General features: G+C 68.9%; 21 protein-coding genes and 1 pseudogene. 6 read left to right on the top strand and 16 right to left on the bottom strand.

Features of this window, described 5'->3' with window-relative positions:
- Positions 1-5: 5 nt before the first annotated feature.
- The 6 genes from NWFMUON74_RS35000 to NWFMUON74_RS35025 form a co-directional block, all read right to left on the bottom strand.
- Complete coding sequence (locus NWFMUON74_RS35000) at positions 6-1,007, bottom strand: hypothetical protein (protein ID WP_187685949.1); 1,002 nt, start codon at positions 1,005-1,007, stop codon at positions 6-8.
- Between the two features lie 130 nt (positions 1,008-1,137).
- The gene (locus NWFMUON74_RS35005) at positions 1,138-2,307 is read right to left on the bottom strand and encodes an MlaD family protein (RefSeq protein WP_342212948.1); all 1,170 of its coding nucleotides are present in this window, start codon (positions 2,305-2,307) and stop codon (positions 1,138-1,140) included.
- Positions 2,304-3,404, bottom strand: coding sequence for an MCE family protein (locus NWFMUON74_RS35010; RefSeq protein WP_187685950.1), 1,101 nt, complete (start codon positions 3,402-3,404; stop codon positions 2,304-2,306). Before NWFMUON74_RS35010 ends, NWFMUON74_RS35005 begins: the two co-directional genes overlap by 4 nt.
- Complete coding sequence (locus NWFMUON74_RS35015) at positions 3,401-4,489, bottom strand: MCE family protein (protein ID WP_187685951.1); 1,089 nt, start codon at positions 4,487-4,489, stop codon at positions 3,401-3,403. Before NWFMUON74_RS35015 ends, NWFMUON74_RS35010 begins: the two co-directional genes overlap by 4 nt.
- The gene (locus NWFMUON74_RS35020) at positions 4,486-5,481 is read right to left on the bottom strand and encodes an MCE family protein (RefSeq protein WP_187689612.1); all 996 of its coding nucleotides are present in this window, start codon (positions 5,479-5,481) and stop codon (positions 4,486-4,488) included. Before NWFMUON74_RS35020 ends, NWFMUON74_RS35015 begins: the two co-directional genes overlap by 4 nt.
- Positions 5,481-6,509 (bottom strand): MCE family protein, encoded by a 1,029-nt coding sequence (locus NWFMUON74_RS35025; protein WP_187685952.1) that lies wholly within the window; start codon positions 6,507-6,509, stop codon positions 5,481-5,483. Before NWFMUON74_RS35025 ends, NWFMUON74_RS35020 begins: the two co-directional genes overlap by 1 nt.
- A gap of 53 nt (positions 6,510-6,562) precedes the next feature.
- On the opposite strand from NWFMUON74_RS35025, the pseudogene NWFMUON74_RS35030 reads away from it, so the two are divergent.
- From NWFMUON74_RS35030 to NWFMUON74_RS35040, 3 genes and pseudogenes are all read left to right on the top strand, one after another.
- Positions 6,563-6,898: pseudogene (locus tag NWFMUON74_RS35030) on the top strand (L,D-transpeptidase); the annotation flags it as partial.
- 137 nt (positions 6,899-7,035) lie between these two features.
- Positions 7,036-7,932 carry a carbohydrate ABC transporter permease gene (locus tag NWFMUON74_RS35035; RefSeq protein ID WP_187685953.1) on the top strand — a complete coding sequence of 299 codons (897 nt, stop codon included), beginning with the start codon at positions 7,036-7,038 and terminating at the stop codon, positions 7,930-7,932.
- A complete protein-coding gene (locus tag NWFMUON74_RS35040; RefSeq protein ID WP_187685954.1) occupies positions 7,929-8,813 on the top strand; it encodes a carbohydrate ABC transporter permease in 885 nt (294 codons plus the stop codon). The genes NWFMUON74_RS35035 and NWFMUON74_RS35040 overlap by 4 nt, the downstream gene beginning before the upstream one ends.
- Here the strand turns inward: NWFMUON74_RS35040 and NWFMUON74_RS35045 are convergent.
- From NWFMUON74_RS35045 to NWFMUON74_RS35065, 5 genes are all read right to left on the bottom strand, one after another.
- On the bottom strand, positions 8,758-10,728 hold the full coding sequence (locus NWFMUON74_RS35045) for a M13 family metallopeptidase (RefSeq protein ID WP_187689613.1): 1,971 nt from the start codon (positions 10,726-10,728) through the stop codon (positions 8,758-8,760). The two genes, NWFMUON74_RS35040 and NWFMUON74_RS35045, sit on opposite strands and share 56 nt — an antisense overlap.
- Positions 10,729-10,789: 61 nt before the next feature.
- A complete protein-coding gene (locus NWFMUON74_RS35050) occupies positions 10,790-11,164 on the bottom strand; it encodes a DUF397 domain-containing protein (RefSeq protein WP_187685955.1) in 375 nt (124 codons plus the stop codon).
- Positions 11,165-11,174: 10 nt separating this feature from the next.
- Positions 11,175-12,026 carry a DUF5753 domain-containing protein gene (locus tag NWFMUON74_RS35055; protein WP_187685956.1) on the bottom strand — a complete coding sequence of 284 codons (852 nt, stop codon included), beginning with the start codon at positions 12,024-12,026 and terminating at the stop codon, positions 11,175-11,177.
- 74 nt (positions 12,027-12,100) lie between these two features.
- Positions 12,101-12,625, bottom strand: coding sequence for a DUF4190 domain-containing protein (locus NWFMUON74_RS35060; protein ID WP_187685957.1), 525 nt, complete (start codon positions 12,623-12,625; stop codon positions 12,101-12,103).
- 53 nt (positions 12,626-12,678) lie between these two features.
- Positions 12,679-13,467, bottom strand: coding sequence for a pirin family protein (locus NWFMUON74_RS35065; protein ID WP_187685958.1), 789 nt, complete (start codon positions 13,465-13,467; stop codon positions 12,679-12,681).
- Positions 13,468-13,735: 268 nt separating this feature from the next.
- On the opposite strand from NWFMUON74_RS35065, the gene NWFMUON74_RS35070 reads away from it, so the two are divergent.
- On the top strand, positions 13,736-13,882 hold the full coding sequence (locus tag NWFMUON74_RS35070; RefSeq protein ID WP_187685959.1) for a hypothetical protein: 147 nt from the start codon (positions 13,736-13,738) through the stop codon (positions 13,880-13,882).
- Positions 13,883-13,986: 104 nt separating this feature from the next.
- A complete protein-coding gene (locus tag NWFMUON74_RS35075; protein WP_232111271.1) occupies positions 13,987-15,252 on the top strand; it encodes an MFS transporter in 1,266 nt (421 codons plus the stop codon).
- Here the strand turns inward: NWFMUON74_RS35075 and NWFMUON74_RS35080 are convergent.
- The gene (locus NWFMUON74_RS35080) at positions 15,242-15,523 is read right to left on the bottom strand and encodes a hypothetical protein (protein WP_187685960.1); all 282 of its coding nucleotides are present in this window, start codon (positions 15,521-15,523) and stop codon (positions 15,242-15,244) included. The genes NWFMUON74_RS35075 and NWFMUON74_RS35080 overlap by 11 nt on opposite strands.
- Before the next feature lie 167 nt (positions 15,524-15,690).
- On the opposite strand from NWFMUON74_RS35080, the gene NWFMUON74_RS35085 reads away from it, so the two are divergent.
- Positions 15,691-17,364 (top strand): glycoside hydrolase family 183 protein, encoded by a 1,674-nt coding sequence (locus NWFMUON74_RS35085; RefSeq protein ID WP_187685961.1) that lies wholly within the window; start codon positions 15,691-15,693, stop codon positions 17,362-17,364.
- A gap of 28 nt (positions 17,365-17,392) precedes the next feature.
- On the opposite strand, the gene NWFMUON74_RS35090 is transcribed toward NWFMUON74_RS35085, so the two are convergent.
- The 4 genes from NWFMUON74_RS35090 to NWFMUON74_RS35105 form a co-directional block, all read right to left on the bottom strand.
- The gene (locus NWFMUON74_RS35090; RefSeq protein WP_187685962.1) at positions 17,393-18,520 is read right to left on the bottom strand and encodes a sulfate/molybdate ABC transporter ATP-binding protein; all 1,128 of its coding nucleotides are present in this window, start codon (positions 18,518-18,520) and stop codon (positions 17,393-17,395) included.
- 103 nt (positions 18,521-18,623) lie between these two features.
- Positions 18,624-19,475 (bottom strand): ABC transporter permease, encoded by an 852-nt coding sequence (locus tag NWFMUON74_RS35095; protein WP_187685963.1) that lies wholly within the window; start codon positions 19,473-19,475, stop codon positions 18,624-18,626.
- Positions 19,476-20,070: 595 nt separating this feature from the next.
- Positions 20,071-20,838: a molybdate ABC transporter substrate-binding protein gene (modA, locus tag NWFMUON74_RS35100; RefSeq protein WP_187685964.1), complete on the bottom strand. Its 768-nt coding sequence runs from the start codon at positions 20,836-20,838 to the stop codon at positions 20,071-20,073.
- The gene (locus NWFMUON74_RS35105; protein ID WP_187685965.1) at positions 20,835-21,239 is read right to left on the bottom strand and encodes a TOBE domain-containing protein; all 405 of its coding nucleotides are present in this window, start codon (positions 21,237-21,239) and stop codon (positions 20,835-20,837) included. The genes modA and NWFMUON74_RS35105 overlap by 4 nt, the downstream gene beginning before the upstream one ends.
- Between the last annotated feature and the right edge of the window lie 74 nt (positions 21,240-21,313).

Raw genomic sequence — 21,313 nt, forward strand, 5'->3', positions numbered from 1 at the left:
CCGGTCTAGCCGCCCGGCTGCGGGGCGGGCGCGGGCTGCCCGCCGGTGCCCGGCGCCGGCTGGTCACCGCCCGGCGTAGGGACCGGGCCCATGTCGTTCATCATCGGCGACTGGAAGCTGGAGGCCAGCCACTTGTCGCCCTTCTTCTCCATCGTCGCCACCACACCGATGGTGATGTGCTGCGGCTGCGGGGAGGCCGCCTTGGACTGGTTCTGCGTGATCAGCATGATCACGGTGGCCTTGTCCTCGTCGCCGCTCTCCCACGCGCAGTGGATCTCGTCGATCCCCGAGCGCGCCTGCGCCTGGGTGGTGATGTCCTTCAGGGCGGAGGAGGCGGCCTCGAACTGGGTCGCCCAGTCGCCGGTGGACCGGTCCTTGACCCGCTTGACGTAGTCGTCGAAGTTCTTCGCGTCGTAGGTGCCGACCTGGCGGCCGAAATCGCAGGCGGCCGCGGTCGATTCGTCCCGCGCGTCCAGCTGTGCGCCCCGATCGCTCGCCTGCAACGCGAACACCACCACCGCGGTGATCGCGGCCACCAGCAGTACGCCCGCGGCGAAGGCCGCGACGATCGGCAGCCAGCTGGGTCGGCCACCGCCACCGGACGGCGCGGCCGCGGTGGCACCCGCGGCCCTCGGCTGGCTCAACTTGACCGTCGGCTCGTCCGCGGCGGCTGACTTGCTCGCCGCAGCCTTGTCCTCGGCGGGTTTGCTCGCCGCCTTGTCCGCGGCGGACGCGCTCGTTCCAGCCTTGTCCGCGGCGGACGCGCTCGTTCCAGCCTTGTCCGCGGCGGACGCGCTCGTTCCAGCCGTGCCCTCGGTGGACTCGCTCGCTCCAGCCGTGCCCTCGGTGGACTCGCTCGCTCCAGCCGTGCCCTCGGTCTTCGCACCGGCGTCGGAATCGAACTCGGCCGTCACGTCCGCGTCGGTGCTGTCTTGCGGCCGAGCAGCGTCGGCCGTCGCCTCGGCGTCGGTATTCGTGTCGTCCTTGGCAGCGTCTTCATCGGACATGAACTGATGCGTCACTTTCCCGGCGTGCTGGGCACACCGCGTAGCCGGATCGGCCCGAACACGTCCGGGCCGACGGATTCTGTCAGCGAGTATGCCCGCACCGGCGGTGTCGCCGCCGGGCCGGGTGCACTCACCGCACCGGGGGCAGGGTCCTCTCGTTCGGATCGGCACCCGCCGGCATCTGGGCGCCGTTGTTGGGCACATCGGGCCGCGGCGCGTTCGCCGAACCGCGGATCTGCTGGTCCGGCGGCGGGTTGGTGCAGTAGTTGTACTTCGGCAACGAGCCGTCCTGAATCACGTAGGGAGCGGTCGGCTTGTTGTTGTACTCGCAGAACGGGCGCGGCCAGATATCCAGAATGGTGTAGAACTCGTTGTCGTGCGCCGGGACGCCGATCGCCGACGCACCGGTGACCAGCGAGGGGAACAGCGCCCGCAGCGCCGGGACCCGCAGCTGTGCCGCCTTGGTGATGGCGGCGAAGTTGGTCGCCAGGCTGGTGATCGGGTCCGCGGTCTTGTCCAGCACCGCCCCCAGCTGCTGCATCTGCTCGGGCGCGGTGTCGAGCACCTTGCGCAATTCGTCGTTGGCGCCGTTGAACTGGTTGAACAACGTCTGCGAATTGGCGGTCAGGGTGCTCAGGTCCGGCTGCGCGTTGGACGTGGTGGACGCGATCGTGCGCAGGTTCGCCAGCAGGTTCGTGGTCTGCGGCAGCAGATTGTCCAGACCGGCGGTGACCAGGCTGAGCGCGTCGATCATGCTGCGCATCTGGTCGGGCCCGCCGGACAGGGCGACGTCCAGTTCGTTCAGGATCGCGGTGAAACGATCCGGGTCGATCTGGTCGAAGAACGCGCTGGCGTTGTCGAGCACCGACCACACCGGGGTCGGGGTGGTGACCTTCTCCGGGTCGTACTTGATCCTCGCGCCGTCGGCCAGGAACGGACCCTGGTCGGTCTCCGGGCGGAAGTCGATGTACTGCTCACCGGCGCCGGACAGGGCCTGCACCGCCACGCGGGTGTCGACCGGGATGCGGTAGCGGCTGTCGATCTCGGCCTCGGCGGAGATCGATCCGCCGTGGTCGGCCAGCTTGATGTCGTTCACCTTGCCGACGCGGTAGCCGCGCAGGGTCACGTCGTTGCCCGGCTGCAGTCCACCCGAGCGATCCAGCGCCACGGTGACCACGTAGGTCTGCCGCACCGGATTCACCCGCATCACGCTGATCAGCAGGTACGTCGCCCCCACCAGGAATACGAGGACCAGGCCCACGCTCGACAGCAGCAGTTTGTGCCGCTTCAGCCAGCTCACCGGTGGCCTCCCACTCGTCCCTGGACGATCTGCAATACCTGAATGAGGCTGCCCACCATGTCCTGTGCGTCGCGCAGGTCGTAGAACTTGCTGTGCGCCGGGTCGGTGATCAGGCCGATGTCGAGCTGGGTGAGGGTCGCGGCGACGGCGAGGACGTTGCCCTTGAACGACGCGTCCACCGCCGGGCGGATGTCGTGCATGGCGTCCAGCAGCGGACCGAAGTCGGTGCGGGTCTGCGCCAGCGCGCTCATCAGGTTGTGCACGTTGTCGAGCAGGCTCGACAGCTGCTCGGTGGAGGTGTTCGCGTAGTCGCCCAGCGCCGCGCTGGTGGTCGAGACCTTGGTCAGCAGGTCACCGATCTGCTTGTTGTTCTCGGCGATGGTGCCGATCATCGACGGCAGCGTGTCGGCGACCTGGCCCAGCTCGTTGTGCCGCGCCTCGATGGTGTCGGCCAGCGCGCCGAATCCGTTGAGGGTGGAGTCGATGCGCTCGCTGTTGCTGTGCAAGGTCGTTGTCACGCTGGTCATCTGGCGCAGCAGGTTGGCCAGCTGATCGGAACGTCCGCCGACCACCGAGTCCAGTTCCGAGGTGAGCTTGGTCAGCGCCGCGATCCCGCCGCCGTTGAACAGCATCGAGACCGACAGCAGCAGCTCCTCCACGGTGGCCCCGGCCGAGGTCTGCTCCAGGGTGAACGTGTCACCGTCGCGCAGCATCGCCGTGCCGGGTTCGGCCTTGGGCTTGGACACCGCGACGAAGACGTCACCGAGCGGGGTGGCCTGGCGCAGCTCGGCGGTCGACCCCTTGGGGAGCTCGATATCCTTGCGCAGCGTCAGGTCGACGACGGCCTGGAAGTTCTTGGTCTCGATGCGGGTGACCACCCCGACGTCCGAACCGCCGATCTTGACCTTGGCCTGGTCGGGCAGGTTCAGCGCGTTGGTGAACACCGCGTGCAGGGTGTAGGTGTCGCCCTGCAGGCCCGGCTTGGGCAGCGGCACCTTCTCCACCGTCAGGCCGCAGCCCGCCGTGGCCAGCACACCGACCGAGGCGGCCAGCGCCACCACCGCGTGTCGCGCCCGTCGGGACAGGTGAGGAATCATTTCGTCATTCCCATCAGTGCCGCGGTCAATCCGAGGTCGGGACCGAGATCTTCGACCTTCCCGGTCCGGCAGCCGTCCGCGCGCATCTGGATGCGCTCGCAGAACACGCTGATGATCTCGCCGGAGAGGGCGGTGCCGAGCACGCCGCGCAGCCGGATGAAACCGCGCTGGCGGTCCATCGTCCGGTCGATGTTCTGCAGCAGCAGCGGCGCGACGTCGACGACCTCGGTGACACCGGCGGCGTTGGCGCGCAGCTGATCGGTGACCGCGGTCAGCCCGGACAGGCTGGAGGCCAGCTGGTCCTGGTACTGGGTGAACGCGCCGCTGGTGTTGTTGAGGAAGTCGTTCATCTGGGTGAGCGTGGCCTGCAGGCCGGGGGACTGCTCGGCGAGCAGCGAGGTCATCTGGGTGACCTGGTTGCTGAAGTCGCGCACCGACTGATCGTTCTCCGCCAGCATGGTCGTCAGCTCGTTGAGCTTGACGATGATGCTCGCGACCGCGTCCTTGTTGTCGACGCCGACCTTCAACGCGCCGGACAGGGCGTTGAGGGTGTCGCGGATCTTCGAGCCCTGGCCGTTGACCATGTCGTAGAGCAGGGTGCCCGACAGCGGGCCCTCCGCCGCGCCCGGCGCGGGCTTGAGCGCGTCGGCGAACTGGTCGATGGTTTTGATCATCGTGTCCAGCTCGACCGGCGTGCGGGTCTGCTCGACGGTCAGGTGCGACTTGTCGGGCAGGGTCGGCCCGCCGGTGTAGCGCGGAGTGAGCTCGATGTGGCGGTCGGTGACGATGGACGGCGAAATCAGCGCGGCCGTCACGTCTTTCGGCAGTTTCACATCGCTGTTGACGACCATGTGGACCTCGACGAACTGCCCCTTGGGCACGATCTTGTCCACCTTGCCGACCTCGAGGCCGAGCACCGTGATCGGGTTGCCCTCGAACATGCCCGCGATATTGCGGAAGTCCGCGGTGATGTGCTGTGTCGTGCCGACCGCGTCCTGGACGTCGGTCGGCACGACCGAACAACTGCCGAGCGCCAGCGCCGCCACACCGAGCACCGCCACCTTCGCGGCCCGCATCACTGTCATCCCTGGCACCCCTCGTGAATTCGCGCGAAGCACAACCAGTTGTCCGGGAACAGCCACGGCAGGCCGACCTCGCCGTAGGGGCCGTTACCGAGCGCGTTGTTCAGCCCGCGGATGCCCACCGGCATGATCTGCAGCAAGCGGTCCAGGTTGTCCTTGTTCTTCTGCAGGCCCTCGGCCATGGTGTTCAGCTGTTCGATGGTCGGGCCGAGCTGATTGTCGTTCTCGGCGCCGATCTCCTGCAGCTGCTTGGTCAGCGACGCGATGTTGTCGAGCAGCTGGCGCAGCAGGGTCTGCCGTTCCATCACCCGGCTCGCGATCGCCTGGCCCTGGGTGATCACCAGCAGCACGCTGTTGCGGTTGTCGCCGAGGATCTTGGTGACCCGGTCGAGGTCCTTCAGCAGCTGGTCGACCTGGTCGCGGCGATCGTTGATGGTCTTGGCCAGCGCGCCGACGCTGTCGAGCGCCTGCGCGGTCAGGTGCGGCTGCCCGTTGATCTGGTCGCCGATCACCTGGAACGACTCGGCCAGTTTCTTGGTGTCGAGCGCCTCGAACTTCGGCGTGCCGATCTGCACCACGTCGGCCAGGTCGTAGGGAACCTGGGTGTTGTTCTTTGGGATTCGCTTGCCCTTCAGCCCGGAACCGTCGCCCGGATCCAGGTTGATGTAGCGCGCGCCGAGCAGCGTGGCCATCTTGATCGAGGCCTTGGCGTCGGGGCCCAGCTTCACGTCGTTGTTCACCTGCAGGGTGAGCAGCACGTGATCGCCCTCGAGTTCGGCGCCGGACACAGTGCCCACCGGCACGCCGGACACGTTGACCTTGTCGCCGACCCGCACACCGGCGGTCTGGGCGAACTCCGCCTTGATGTCCTGGGTGCCGACGCCGAGCTTGCGGTAACCGCTGGAGGCGATCAGCAGCACCACGATGAGTACCGCGCCGAGCACGCCCAGCCAGAAGTAGCGATTGCTGTTGAATCGGTTCTTGAGCTTGGTCATCATGGCCGGCACACCGCCGAGTGCGAGTGGCCGCCGATCTGGGTGAGCAGACCGCGGGGCAGCAGGATGTTGTAGAGCGAGACGTCCAGGCTGCAGATGTAGGCCGACGCGTAGGCGCCGTTCTGCGTGAACTTACCGAGATCGGCGAGGATGTTCGGCATGTCCACGGCGGCCTGGTCGAGCTTGGCGCCGTTGTCGATCAACAGGGTCAGCGCGTCGGTGGTGGAGCGCTGCGCCTGCGCCAGCTTCGGCTGGATCTGTCCGACCATGTTCACCAATCCCGTTGTGGCGTCGGCGATCTGCACCGTCGACTGCTGCAGGGACTGCCCCTGGTCGTACAGCCCGCCGATGAGCGCGCGGGTCTGGGTCACCAATGTCTCCAATTCGTCGCCCCGCTTGGCCAGGCCCTGCATGGTCGCCGACAGGTTCGTGATGACGTCGGCGAGGATGGCGTCGCGCCGCTGGAAGTCGCCCGCCAGCGCGGCCGCCTGGGTGAGGAAGGTGCTCAGCGACACCCCGTCACCCTGCAGGGCCTGGATGAACGTGGTGGACAGGTTGTTGACCTGCTCCGGCTGCAATACCTGGAACAGCGGCTGGAAACCGTTGAGCAGCCCGGAGATGTCGAAGGACGGCTCGGTCTGGTCCAGCGGGATCGAGCCCTTGTCCCGCAGCGGCGCGGCGTCGCCCTTGGTACCGGGGGCGAGCGCCACGTAGCGCTGCCCGATCAGGTTCTGGTACCGCACCAGGGCCTTGGTGTTGCCGAACAGCGTCTGGTCGTCCTGCACCACGAAGGTGACCTTGGCCCGGTGCTGACCGTCGAGCTCGATCTTCTCGACCTTGCCGACCCGCACCCCGGCCATCCGGACATCGTCGTTGACCCGCAGTCCGAGCACGTCGCTGAAGGTCGCGGAGTAGGTCTTGGTGGAGCCGGAGACGTTGCGCGCCAACGTGTTCCAGACCAGGACCGTCACCAGGACCGACACGATCGCGAAGATCCCGAAGCCGATCAGCGGTTTGCGAATGCTCATCGGGCTGCACCGCTTTCGGTGACTTGCAAGGTTCCACCCCTCAGGATCGAGCTCAACACGAAACGCCCAACGGCACCTACTACGTGGGCGAGAAGAACCGGAAGATGATCATGGACTCCTCCACCTACGGGGTCCCGACCACCGATCCGGAGGGCTACAAGCTCGAGGTCGAGTACGCCACCCGCCTGTCCAACAGCGGCATCTTCGTGCACTCGGCCCCGTGGTCGGTCCCGCAGCAGGGTGTGTCGGACACCAGCCACGGCTGCCTCAACGTCAGCCCGGCCGACGCCCAGTGGTTCTTCGAGAACGCGCAGAAGGGCGACCCGGTGATCGTGCAGAACTCCACCGGCACCTTCAGCGCCGGCGACGGCATGGGCGACTGGAACTGAACGCGCGCCGCTGACGCAGCCTCACCCGGCCCCGGACGGATTCCGTCCGGGGCCGTGGTCATTTCGCGCACCGACAGTTCCCTGGCCGGGCATCGGTAATTAACCGGGCGGTCGCCCGCGAACGTCACACTGCCGCAGTGCGGTCCCGGCCCGAACGAGTGCGTCCCTGGACCGACTACGCGCTGTTCGTGGTGCTCGTGGGGCCGAGCCTGATCTTGTTCGGCCTGTTCGGGTTCCGGCCGCTACTGGACACCATCCGCCTCTCGTTCACCGACCGGAACCTCGCCGAGCCGGTGGCGCACTACATCGGCGTCGAGAACTATCGGGAGTGGTGGGGGCGAGGCGATTCCTGGCAGATCCTCACCAACACCGTTGTTTTCGCGCTGGCGGCGGTCGGCGGCAGTCTGCTGCTGGGACTCGGCCTGGCGCTGCTGCTGAATCGGAAGCTGTTCGGGCGCAGTGTCGTTCGCTCGGTGGCCGTCGCGCCGGTGGTGATCTCCGGCGCCGCCGTCGGCGTGGCCTTCCAGTTCCTGTTCGATCCGACCTTCGGCCTGATCCAGGACGTGCTGCACCGCCTCGGAGTTTCGAATGTGCCGGATTTCTACCAGAATTCGCATTGGGCGCTGGGCATGGTGACGGCCACCCACGTCTGGAAAAACCTCGGCTACACCTTCGTCATCTACCTGGCGGCGCTGCGCGGTATACGGCGAGAGTTGCTGGAAGCGGCCGCGATCGACGGCGCGGGCCGGTGGGCGACGCTCACCCGGGTGCTGCTGCCGCAGTTGCGGCCGACCACGTTGTTCCTGTCGATCACCGTGCTGCTCAACTCGTTACAGGTCTTCGATCTCATCCACGTGCTGACCCGCGGCGGCCCGCTGGGCACCGGCACGACCACCCTCACCTATCAGGTGTACCTGGAATCGTTCCGCAATTCCCGCGCGGGGTACGGCGCCGTGGTGGCGACCGTGCTGTTCGTGGCGCTGCTGGTCGTGGCGCTGGTTCAGATTTGGGCCATGGACCGAGGTGAGCGATGAGCACGACCGCCGCACACCGCCGCACACAGCGCGCGGCCACGCTGCTCGGCTACGCCGCGATGGTGTGCGTGCTGATCATCGTGGGCGTGCCGCTGTCGCGGGTACTGATCACCTCGTTCGAGGCCCGGCCGGACATCTACACCCAACCGGCGGTGTGGTGGCCGCGCACCTGGCACCCCGGCAACTACACCGAGGCCACGACCGCGCAGCCGTTCCGGTCGTTCCTGCGCAATTCGCTGCTCGTCACCGCGATCGTCGTTGCGGTGAAGTTCGTGCTCGGTGTCGGCGGCGCCTACGGCCTGGTGTTCCTGCGCTTTCCGGGCAAGACCGCGATCTTCGCGCTGGTCGTCGCCGCGTTGCTGGTACCCGACGAGGTCACGGTCATCTCCAACTACACCCTGGTCGACCAGTGGGGCTGGCGAAACACCTTGCCGGGCGTCATCGTTCCGCTGTGCGGCGGCGCGTTCGGTATCTTCCTGCTGCGCAATCACTTCCGGTCGCTGCCCGCCGAGGTGATCGAGGCCGCCCGCATGGACGGCGCCGGCCGGTGGCAGTTGCTCACCCGGGTGGTGCTGCCGATGTCCGGGCCGACCATGGTGGCGTTCGCCGTGGTCACGTTCGTCACCGAGTGGAACGAGTACCTCTGGCCGCTGCTGATGGCCGACGACGCCCGCGCCGCCACGCTGCCGGTGGGACTGACCATGTTGCAGGAGACCGAGAACCCGTCCGTCACCGACTGGGGGCCGGTGACGGCCGGGACACTGCTCACGATGCTGCCGATGCTGCTGGTCTTCCTGCTCGGGCAGCGTCACCTGATCCGGGGTCTCACCAGATGCGTACCCGCTGCGCCGGATCCAGATACAGGGCGTCGCCCTCGGTGACCTCGAAGGCCTCGTGGAAGCCGTCCAGATTGCGGACCACGCCGTTGCAGCGGAACTCCGGCGGCGAATGCGGGTCGACGGCGAGGCGGCGGATCGCCTCCTCCTTGCGAGCCTTGGTGCGCCACACCTGCGCCCAGCCGAAGAACACCCGCTGCAGCCCGGTGAGACCGTCGACGATCGGCGGCTCGGCGCCGTCCAGCGCGATCTTGTAGGCCTGCAACGCGATCGACAGACCGCCCAGGTCCCCGATGTTCTCGCCGATGGTGAATTCGCCGTTGACCGTGTGATTGTCGGGCAGGTCGGCGGGGGAGAACCGGCTGTACTGGTCGATCAGCGCCTTGGTGCGCTTGCCGAATTCGGCGCGATCGGCGTCGGTCCACCAGTCGACCATGTTGCCGTCGCCGTCGTACTTGCTGCCCTGATCGTCGAAGCCGTGCCCGATCTCGTGACCGATCACCGCGCCGATCCCGCCGTAGTTGGCGGCGTCGTCGGCGTTCATGTCGAAGAACGGCGGTTGCAGGATCGCGGCGGGAAAGACGATCTCGTTCATCCCCGGGTTGTAGTAGGCGTTGACCGTCTGCGGCGTCATGAACCACTCGTCGCGATCGACCGGGCCGCCGAGCTTGTTCAGGTCGCGGTCGTGCTCGGCGGCGTAGCCGCGGCGGTAGTTGCCGACCAGATCGGCCGGGTCGATCCGCACGGCCGAGTAGTCGCGCCAGCGGTCCGGGTAGCCGATCTTGGGGGTGAACTTCTCCAGCTTCGCCAGCGCGGCCTTGCGGGTGTCGGGGCCCATCCACTCCAGCTGGGAGATATTGCGGCGGTAGGCCTCGATCAGATTGGCCACCAGCTCCCGCATGCGCTGCTTGGCCTCCGGCGGAAAGTGCTTCGCCACGTACAGCTTGCCGACCGCCTCGCCGAGCAGGTCCTGCACCAGCGACACGCCCCGCTTCCAGCGCTCGCGGTTCTCCTGCGCGCCGGTGAGGGTGCGGCCGTAGAAGTCGAAGTTCTCCGCGACCAGCTCCGCGGTCAGATACGGAGCCCGCGCGCGCAGCACCCGCCAGGTGGCCCACGCCTGCCAATCCGCGAGCGACTCCGCGGCCCACAACCGGGCGAAGGTGCGCGCGTAATCCGGTTGGCGCACCACGAGTTCGGCGAACAGCTCCGGACCGGGACGGTCCACGCCCGCGGCCGTCGCGGTGGCCCATGCGGCCCAGTCGAATTCGGGGTTCTCCGCGGTGAGCGCGTCGAAAGTGGTGAGGTTGTAACTCAATTCGGCGTCGCGGCGGCGCACCACGTCCCAGTGCCCGGCCGCGAGCTTGCGCTCCAGTTCGAAGACCCGCTGCGGATCGTGGTCGATCCCGGCGAGGGCGAACATGCGGCCGATGTGCTCGACGTAGCGCGTGCGGATCTCGGCGTAGTCGTCACCGCGGTAGTACGACTCGTCGGGCAGGCCGATGCCGGACTGGGTGGCATGGACGAGGTAGCGCTGCGAGTTCTTGTCGTCGGTGTCGACGTAGAACGCCAGCGCGCCGCCGACGCCGGTGCGCTGCAACCGGCCCAGCAGCGCCGCGAACGCGCTACGGTCGGTGACGTCGCGGATCTCGGCCAGCTCGTCGGCGATCGGGGCGAGACCGGCGGATTCCACGGCCGCCTCGTCCATGAAGCTGTTGTAGAGGTCGCCGATCTTGCGCTCGACGCTGCCCGGCGCGGCGTCGGAGGCGGCGGCATCCTGGATGATCGTCTGCACGTCGAGTTCCGCCTGGTCGTACAGCGTGCGGAAGGCGCCGTCGACCGCGCGATCGGCCGGGATCTCGTGGGTCTGCAGCCACTTGCCGTTGACGTGTGCGAACAGGTCGTCCTGCACCCGCACAGCGTCGTCGCGATAGGACAGATCGATTCCGGAGGGGGTCGTCACGTCGGCAGTCACGATCTCCAGTATGCCGATCCGCGCGACCGGACGCCCCTGCCGGCGACGGTCACACCGGCACCCGGTCGAACTCGCCCGCGCGGGCCCCGGCGACGAACGCGTCCCACTCGCCCGGCGTGTAAGTCAGCGCCAGGTCCGCGTGACTCACTGTGGTGGAACCGTCGGCGGCCGTGCGCGCGATCAGCCCCGCGGTCCGCGCGGTCCCGCCGATCACGGCGTCGAGGAAGGCCATCCATTCGCCCGCGGTGACGGTGATGACGGGCTCGTCCGCGGGGCGATGCGCCGGATCGCGCCGGAACTTGCTGTCCCGGATCAGCACCGCGTCGCCGTCGAACCGGACCTCCACGCACTGGTTGCCATTGTTGGTACGGCTCGAGGTGAACCAGCCGGTGGCCTCGGGCCGATACCTGGCGGTGGTTGGCATGGGCAGGATCTTACCCTCGCGCATGCTTTCTGATCAGCGCCAACGACTCAGTGCGACTGAGGGATTGGTCGAGCGCCCGGGCATAGGCGAACGCCAGGTCACGCACCTGGTCCGGATTCTCGACCGCGCCGCCGAACACCGCGCTCTCCGCCCACGCGAACGTCGGCAGCGTCGCACCGGCGAAGTCGAGCAGGTGGAAGCTGGAGCCGCCCAGCATCGCACCCGCCGGAGCGCTGAACGGGATCACCCGCACCTCCACGGTGTCGAGATCCTCCAGCAGCTCCAGCAGATATTCCAGCTGGCCGCGCAGCACCTCGGCCCCGCCGATCTGCTGCAGCAGCGTCGCCTCGCTCACCACCGCGGTCAGCCGTGCCCGATCCGGACCGCGCAGCCGTTGCTGCCTGCGCATCCGGACCGCCACCAACTGTTCCACCAGCACCGGCCGGATCATCACGTCCGCGCTGATCAGCGCCCGCGCGTAGGCCTCGGTCTGCAACAGGCCCGGCACCACGAGGCTGTCGTAGCTGCGGATGCTGTCCGCGCCGTACTCCATGCCGTAGTAGCGCTGCAACTCCGGGCCGAGCACAGCCGACGCCTTGGCCCACCAGCCGCGATCCTTGCTCGCCGTCAGCAGCGACAGCAGTTCGTCGCGGTCGCCGTCGCCCACTTCCAGCAGGTCCAGCACCGGGCCGATGGTGGTCAGGGTCAGGACGCGGCGGCCCTTCTCCACATGTGACCAGTTGGCCGGGGTGAAGCCGACCCGTTTGGCGAAGGTGGCCGAATCGAAGCCCCGTCGCTCGCGCAGCTCACGCAGGCGCAGCACCAATTCCCAGCGGGCGACCGTAGGCGACAGCGGAGCCATGGCAGGTGATGCTACGCCGCGGCGACCGACAATATGTGACTATTGTCATTTTAATTGCGTGGAGGTCCCGCCGGTCAACGGGTCGGCGCGGGCGTGACGCTCAGCTTGTTCTCCAGGTTGTCCCGGAAATCGTCCTCGCATTGCTGCACCTTGGACTGGTCGCCACCGGCGTCGCGGATGCAGTCCATGTAATCGCGACCGCCGTTGTCGACGAAGAAGCTGTAGCCGACGATCGCTTCGGCGACCGCACCGGCCAGGGCCAGCACACCCAGCACGATGCCCGCGACGGCCATGCCGAATCCGCCCGCCGTGCCGCGCCGCGCCTTGACCGCCGCGATGATGCCGAACAGCAGGGCGAACGGCCCGAGGATCACCGCGCCGAAGAAGATGAGCAACCCGAGCACCGCCAGAATGCCGAGCACGAGGGCCGTGATCGCCAGGCCCTTGCGCTGCGGCGATTCCTGCCAATACTGCTGCTGCCCCGGATAATTGCCCGGCGGCGGGGGATAGTCGCCGGATGGCGGCGGGGGATACTGGCCGGGCGGTGGGTACTGGCCGGGAGGCGGGTACTGCTCACCGGACGGCGGGTGCTCCGACATGGCTGTCCTCTCGTTCGCCCAGGCGCTGTGCCGGGTTCGGGCGCTGTGAAATGTTATTGGGCGCCGAGCCGCGCGTGCATCTCCCACACCAGGACTTCCGACGGCGAATTAGCCACGACACGCTGCCCGCCACTGCGGGTCATCCGCACCGCGTCGCCCTCGTAGAGAGTTCCGACGCCCTCCAGCTCGATCTCACCGCGAGCCACGAACAGGTGCAGGTAGGGGGCCTCCGGGACGAGCACCGGTGCGCCCTCGGCACCCGGCATGCGCGCGACATGCAGCGCGGCATGGCTGCTGTTGATCGCGATGGCGGTGCGGTCGCGGTAGCGCGGCAGCCCCGAGGCCACCGTGACCAGCCCGCCGCCGGCCAGTTCGGCGTCGATCTCCAACTGCTGATAGCCGGGGTTCAGGCCGGGCTCGTCGGGCACCACCCACATCTGCACGAAATGGACCGGCTCGGCATGCTCGGCGGTGCCGCCCGCGGCCGGCGCCAGCCGCCATGAATCGTTCTTCTCCGAATGCAGAATTCCGGTGCCCGCGCTCATGCGCTGCGCCAACCCCGGATAGATGATGCCGCTGTGCCCCAGCGAATCCTGGTGCACCAGATTTCCGCTCAATACCCAGGTGACGATCTCCATATCCCGATGAGGGTGGGTATCGAATCCGCTGCCCGGTGAAACAATGTCTTCGTTATTCACCAGCAACAGGCCGTGGTGGGTGTTTTCCGGGTCGTAATGCTCGCCGAAGGAGAAAGAGTGTTTCGAATCCAGCCACGCCACACGGGTTTTCATTCGGTCGCCGCCGCGGTGGACGTCGATGTGCGGTGTCGTGAGTGTGGACATCGTGGTCCTCCTCTCCGGCCGATCACCTTTCAGGGTAGGAGCACATTACGAACCAGTCCCTGAATTCCCAGTAAATTCTACCGTGCGGGCCCCGGGCCGCGAGCCCGGCGACGTCACGGCCCACCACGATAAGCTCCCCGGCGACGCGTCCTCCGATGGCAAATACGGGGCGCTCGGTATCGCCGCCGGATACGCACCGCGGCGCGCCGGTCGTGCGCGGCCGACCGTATCATGATGTGCCGCAACCGGAACCGGAGGTGATTCGCGAATGCGACGCGAGGTGTTCGCGGGCGTCGAGCGCGTACTCCGGCAGGGGTCCCGCGCGGCGGTCGTCGATCACTCCGCCGCCGTCATGACGGTCTGCCGCACTCCGAAACCGCTGGTGGTACGGCGTGTCGCCGGTGATCGCGGATGACCGACCACGTCACCTCCAGCCCGGACGGACCGCCCGCGCCGAATCCGCCGCACCGGTTCGCCGCGGTTCGCACGGCGCTGACCGCCGTCGCCCACAGCCCCGGCATGCTCCGGCTGGCACTGGTCCGTTTCGCCGGGCAGTTCGGTGACGGGATGTTCCAGGCGGCGCTGTCGGGCGCGATTCTGTTCAATCCGGAACGCGCCACCGATCCGCTGGCCATCGCGGCCGGGTTCACGGTGCTACTGCTGCCGTATTCGGTGATCGGACCCTATGCCGGGGCACTGCTGGATCGCTGGGACCGACGGCTGGTGCTGCTGGTGGCGAACCTGCTGCGCGGCGTACTGATCCTGGTGACGGCCGCCGGTCTGCTCGGCGGGATCACCGACACCCCCTTGCTGCTGCTGGCGCTGGCCGTGATCGGGATCAGCCGATTCGTGCTGGCCGGTGTGAGCGCCGCGCTGCCGCGCGTGCTGGCGCAGCAGTGGCTGGTGCCGATGAACTCGGTGCTGGCGACGGCGGCGTCGGGCTGTGCGGGCGCGGGCGCCGCGGCGGCCGTCGCGATCATCGGCGGCATCGGCGCGGGCGATGTCGGTTCCGCGGCGGCGGTGGCCGCGGCCGCCGCCGGATCGGTGCTCGGCGCGGGAGCCGCCTACGGATTCGGCCGCCGGGCGCTGGGTCCGGAACAGGAGGAGTCCACATCGCGTAGTTCGCTGCGCGCCGTGGCGACCGGGTTGCGCACCGGCGCGCGAGCGGTATGGGAGTCGCGCGAATGCACGACCGCGATGATCGGCATCGGGACGCATCGAATCGTGTTCGGCGCCAACACCCTGCTGATGGTGCTGGTCCTGCGCCGTACACCCGCCGAGGGCGTCTCGCTCAGCAGCGGACTGGTCGGATTCGGGGTGGCCATCGCCGCCGCGGCCTCCGGGATGCTCGTCGCCGCGGTGATCGCGCCGCTGCTGATCCCGCGCCTGGGTCGGCCGCGCACGGTCGCGGCGGGCCTGGCCGCGGCCGTGCTGGTGCAATTGCTCCTGGTCACGCCGATCACCGTCGCCACCGGCGCTGCCGAGCGGCACGCCCATCAGCTGCTGCTGGCCGGAGCCTTCCTGCTGGGCATGGCCGGGCAGACCATCAAGCTCACCGGCGACGCCACGCTGCAGATCGATATCGACGACGCCCGGCGCGGGCAGGTATTCGCCTTGCAGGACACGGTCTTCAACATCACCTTCGTGCTGGCCATCGCGGTGACCGCGGTGCTGATCCCCGACGACGGGCGGTCGCTGGGGGTGGTGCTGGCCGGAGCGGCGATCTACGCGCTGGGCATCGCCGCCGTAGCGATCAACACCAGGCGGCATACGCTCATTCGCTGACCGGGCGGATCTGCTCGTCCCAGACGCCGAGACCGGCGGGATCGGTGAAGTAGGCGTCGAGTACGCCGTCGTCGTCGAGGTCCAGCGCGGCGATGTCGGCGAGACCGTCACCGTCGTGATCCCACAGCGCGTCGTCGATCGCGCCGTCGCCGTCGAAATCGAGGGCGACGCCGTCGAACACGCCGGTGCCCGACAGGTCCAGATCCGCCGGGGACGACCAGGGGTGGCGAACGCCGTCGCCGGTGCCGAACACATACGCGATGTCGGTCATGACAATTCCGACGCATTCGAATCGATACGGGTTCCCCGCCGTGCCGTACTGCGTACGGGCAAATCGGTCGGTTAAATTGGACGGGCTGTGTTCGGCCCCAGCGACGACGGCGGCCGATTGTGCGATGTCACCGCAGCGCAGCCGGCACCGAGGAGAATTGATACCGCATGGGAAAAGGCACTGCGCCTGCGCTTTTCGGTGTCCTGCTGACCGCTGCCGGGCTGTCCGCCCCGGCCGCGGCGGCACCGGCGCCCTGGGCGCCACCGCCGGTGAACGCCTGCGGTGAAACGGGTTTCGACCCGCTGGCGCGCGAACCGGACCCCAACGCACCGCCACCGCCCCTGCTGCCGCCGCTACCGCCGACCATCGACATCCCGGTGCCGGTCCCGGAGATCGTGCCCGTACCCGTACCCGGACCGCAGCCGGACAACACCCGGATCGATCCGGCACCGCTGCCGCCGGACCCGTGCGGCAACCCGTGCCCCGACATTCGCGACAGTCCCAAGCCCGAACCCGAAAAGCCCAAGGAGCCCAACGGTTCCAAGCCGCAGACCGCGCCGGAGCTGGAGCCGGAACCCGAACCCGCGCCGACGCCCGTGCCGCCGACCGGTTCGGGATCGTCGGATTCGGGGGCCGGGTCGTCAGGGTCCGGGTCGTCGGGGTCCGGGTCGTCGGGGTCCGGATCGCCCTCGGCGCCGTTCAATCTGCCGCGCATCCAGATCAAGCCGGAACCGGAACCGATTCCGATCCCCGTGCCCGGCGGCGAGCCGCCCGCGCCGCAGACCCCGCCGCCGCCGGTCGTGCATCCGGCCGAGCCCGGTCCGGTCGCGCCGCCGGTGGCGCCGCGGCAGGTGGAGTCGACGAAGCTGGTGAACCAGGTGACCGGGCACGGCTCGGACAACCGCACCGATATGCGCTGGCAGGTCGACGGCACCGATCTGGGCATCATGTGGGAGACCAAGCCGGGTGAGGTGGCGGTGCTGTTCGGCGACACCTTCGGCAAAGGCTGGGCGCCGGGCGGGGCCGGTGGCGCGGACGCCGACTGGCGCAGCAACGTGATGGGCTACAGCACCGAGCGGGATCTGTCCAAGGGGCTGGTCATCGACACCATGGTGCAGGACAGCCGCTGTCACGCCGCCGAACTGCTGGACAGTCGCAAGATCAAGAACTACGAGACCACGGTCATCCCCACCTCCGGCTTCGCGCTGGGCAACCGCCAGTACATGAGCTACATGTCGGTCAACCACTGGGACCGGATCCCCGGCATGTGGTGGACCAACAACGGCGGGCTGGCCTACTCCGACGACAACGGCCGCACCTGGGTCAAGGACCAGTTCGCCAAGTGGGACAACATGTTCGGCCTGAATCGATTCCAGGTCACCACCATGGTCCCGCACGGCGACTACGTGTACATGTTCGGCACTCCCAACGGCCGCATCGGCGTGATCGGCCTGGCGCGGGTGCGCCGGGACGAGGTGCTCAACAAGTCGGCCTACCAGTACTGGGTGGACGGCACCTGGGCGCCGGCGGCCGAGAACTCCGCCACCCCGCTGCTGCCGGGTATCGCCGGGGAGATCTCGGTGCGCTACGACGAGTCCAGCCGCCAGTGGCAGATGGTGTACCTGGACCCGGCCCGGGGCTCGATCGTGCTGCGCACGGCGGCCGAACCGCAGGGGGCATGGACGGACGGCGTGCCGCTGGTGAGCACCGCCGACTATCCGAAGGCGTACGGCGGCTTCATTCACCCCTGGTCGTCGGGCCGGGATCTGTACTACACGATCTCGGCGTGGGACAGCTACAACGTGTATCTCATGCACACGACGCTGGACGAACCGCGCTGAGCCGTCCGGGCTTTCGGGCTCGGCCGAGTCAGCGCGGATAGACCTCGACCTCGGTGGCCTTCACGGCGAAGTACACCTCGAGGTCCGGCGCGAGGCGTAGTTCCGCGGCGGCGGCGGGCGTCAGGTCGGCCGCCGGGCCGGGGTTGCCGTCCGCGCGCTCCGCCGCCTGCACTCGAACGATGCCGCCGCGGTCGGCGAGTTCGGCGATGCGCACCCGAAAAACGTTGCGGGGGCTGCCCGTCGGCGGTTCCCGATGGACGGCGACAGCGGACGGGGAGAACACGGCGGCGGCCGCGACGCCGGGGGGCCACGTGTCGGCGCACCGGCCGTGCACGACATCCGCGCCGCATCGCACCGCCCGCATCGGGTGTGGTTCCTCGGCACCGCGGTCGGTGTCGATCGCGGTACCGATCATCAGGTTCACACCGGCGATGCGGGCGGCGAAGGCGCTGCGCGGGCGGGACAGCACCGCCGCGACCGGGCCCTGTTCCACGATCCGGCCCGCCTCCAGCACGGCGACCCGGTCGGCCAGTGTCAGCGCGTCGACGATGTCGTGGGTGACCAGAATCGTGCTGGGGGCGTGGGTGTCCGGGGTCTCCCGCAGCACGCGCCGCAACAGGGTGCGCACGGCCGGGGCGGCGGTCACATCGAGTGCGGCCATCGGTTCGTCGAGCAGCAGCACACGCGGTTCGACGGCCAGCGCCCGCGCCAGCGCCACTCGTTGCGCCTGTCCGCCGGAGAGTTCCCCGGGTCGCCGCGCGGCGAGCGCGGCGGCATCGACCGCGTCGAGCCACCGGCGTGCCACGGCCGCGGCCCGCGCGCGACCATCGCGGCTGCGCGGACCGAACGCCACATTCGCCGCCGCCGTCAGATGCGGGAACAGCAGGGGATCCTGTGCCAGCAGCGAGATCTCGCGCCGATGCGGCGGCACCGCCACACCGGACGCGACATCGGTCAACGTCCGCCCGGCCAGGCGGACCCACCCGCCGTCCGGCGCCACGAGGCCCGCCACGACCTCGAGCACGGTCGATTTGCCCGCGCCGTTGGGTCCCAGTACCGCGAGCACCTCCCCGGGCGCCACCGACAGCTCCACCTCCACGTCGCGCTCGACGACTCGGAACGAAACCTCCAGTCCCGCACCGTCGCCCGTGCTCATCGGCCCGCGATCGATCGCCGTGCCGAGGCAACGGACGAGCGCGTAGCCCCGGTCCGGTCGTGGATCTCGGCGGTTTGCGGTACCCGGATCCCTTCCGCGCGGCTCACTGTCGCCGACCCCGTCCGGAGCCGCCCCAGCGCCACAGCCCGCCCGCCCACTCGCGACCTTCGGGCACGCCGACGCGGCGATACGCCACCAGCACGATCAGCACGGCGATCAGGACCAGGAGCAGGGAAAGTGCCACGGCCGCATCGGGATCGGCCTCGCGTCGCAGGTAGATCTCCAGGGGCAGGGTGCGGGTGCGGCCCTGCAGGCTGCCCGCGAAGGTGAGCGTGGCACCGAATTCGCCCAGGGCGCGGGCGAAGGCGAGCACCGCGCCGGAGATCAGCGCGGGACGCAGCAGCGGCAGCGTGATCCGCCACCACACCGTCGTGGGCGCCGCGCCGAGCGTCGCCGCGATCCGTTCGTAGCGGTCACCGGCCGTGCGCATCGCTCCCTCGAGCGTGATCACCAGGAACGGCAGCGCCACGAAGGCCTGCGCCAGCACAACCGCGGTGGTGCTGAAGGCGATCCGGGCACCGGCCGCCTCCAGCTGCCTGCCCAGCATCCCGTATCGCCCGAACAGATACAGCAGCGCCAGACCACCGACCACCGGTGGTAATACCAAGGGCAGCAACACCATCGCCCGCAACACCGGCAGTACCCGCCACCGCACCCGGGCCAGCAAGACCGCCATCGGCACCCCGGCCACCACACACAGCGCCGTACTGGCCAGCGCCGTCCGCACACTCAGCCACAACGCGTCCCGCGAGGCGGGCGAGGACACCAGCCCGAAGAACCCCGACCAGTCGACCGCCCCCGCCAGAGCCACCAAAGGCGTTGCCACGAAAGCGAACCCGAGCAGCGCGGGCAGCAGCAGCCAGCGCGGCACCGCGGGCCCGGGACCACGCACCATCGCGCGCAGGCTCCGAACGGCACGCCCTCGCACCGGCTCCGTGCCCACCGTATTCCCGGCAACGGGCCGATCAGTCACCACACACCGCCGACACCCGACGGAAATCCTCCGCCCCACTCGACCACCCACCGTCGCACCGGGCCACCCCACCCAACGGGATCCCACGCAGACGATCGGCCAGCGGGGCTGCACCGCCGAAAAGAACGGCACACACGGCCACCACTCAGGGCAACACCGCCCGAAGGAACAGCACACACACGCTCACCACGCGGAGCAACACCGCCCAAGGGAACAGCACGCACACAGCCACCGCGCGGGACTACACCACCCGAAGGAACAGCACGCACACGGCCGCCACACAGGGCAACACCACCCAAGGGAACAGCATGCATACGGCCACCATGCAGGGCTACACCGCCCGAAGGAACAGCACGCACACGGCCGCCACGCAGGGCAACAACGCCCGAGGGAACAGCGCGCAGGCGGCCGCCGTGCGGAGTTGCACCGTGCCGTGTGACGTCCTGTGGCGCAAGCACGTGTTGCGGCCGGGCCATCCGGTCCCGGGTCATGGGTGAGGGCTCGTGGACTTGCCGGGTCACGGTGCTCCGAAACCTGCCTTCGAGAGGGCCGCGCGGCCCTGCGGACCGGTGACGAGTTCCTCGAATCGGTGGGCGAGTTCGGCGTGCTTCGAATCGGCGACCGCGGCAATGGGATACGAGTTCACCGCGCCCGCGGATTCGGGGAAGGGGATCCGCGCCACCTTCGCGCCCGCACCGGCGGCGTCGGTGACGTAGACCAGACCGGCGTCCGCCTCGCCGGAGGTGACCTTCGCGAGCACGTCGGTCACCGCCGATTCCTCACTCACCGGTGCGATCGACACCTGCGCCGCGGTGGTCACCTTCTTCGTCGCCGCACCGCACGGCACCTGCGGCGCGCACACCACCAGGCGAAGTCCCGGCCGGGCCAGATCCGCGAGGGACGCAACATGTTCCGGGTTGCCCGGCGGCGTGACGATGGTGAGCACGTTGGTGGCGAACACCTGGGGCTGCTCGGTGATCCGCCCGCTCCGCACGGCCTTGTCCATATTGGCGGTATCGGCGGAGGCGAACACGTCGGCGGGCGCGCCCTGGTCCAGCTGCGCCGCCAGATCCGACGAACCGGCGAAGGAGAAGGTCACCTTCGCGTCCGGGTGGGTGGCCTCGAACTCGGTGCCCAGCTCGGTGAAGACCTTGTTCAGCGAGGCCGCGGCGAACACCGTCACGGTGGTGGCGCCGGAATCGGACGAACCGCACCCGGCCAGTGCGACCGTCAGCGCCGCCGCGCCCAGCACGCCGACCCCGTCGCGCCATCCCCGTCGCGTCACGCGCGCTCGGCGGGTGTCTCGACGACGACCGTGGTCGCCTTCACGCTCGCCACCGCCACACTGCCCGGCTCCAGCCCGAGCGCCCGTACCGACTCGCTGCTCATCAGCGACACCACCGTGAACGGCCCGCATTGCATCTCCACCTGTGCCATCACCCCGTCGGCCACCACACGGGTGACCAAGCCGGGAAACCGATTGCGTGCCGAACTGGCACTGCCCACCCGCGCCCGCGGCGTCCGCGCGTGTTCGACCGCCAACGCCGCCAGCTCGGCGCCGTCGATGGTCAGCCGACCCGACTCGTCCTTGCGCGCGGTGAGCGCGCCGGTGTCGATCCACCGGCGGACGGTGTCGTCGCTGACGCCGAGCAGTTCGGCGGCATCACGGATACGCAGGCTGGGCACCTCAGCAGCATAGGTCCGAACAATCGGGCAAACAACGGCAGAACCTCCGAGTATGCGGATCTGAGAGCGGTTGT

It is taken from the genome of Nocardia wallacei, assembly GCF_014466955.1.
GTDB classification, from domain to species: Bacteria; Actinomycetota; Actinomycetes; order Mycobacteriales; family Mycobacteriaceae; genus Nocardia; species Nocardia wallacei.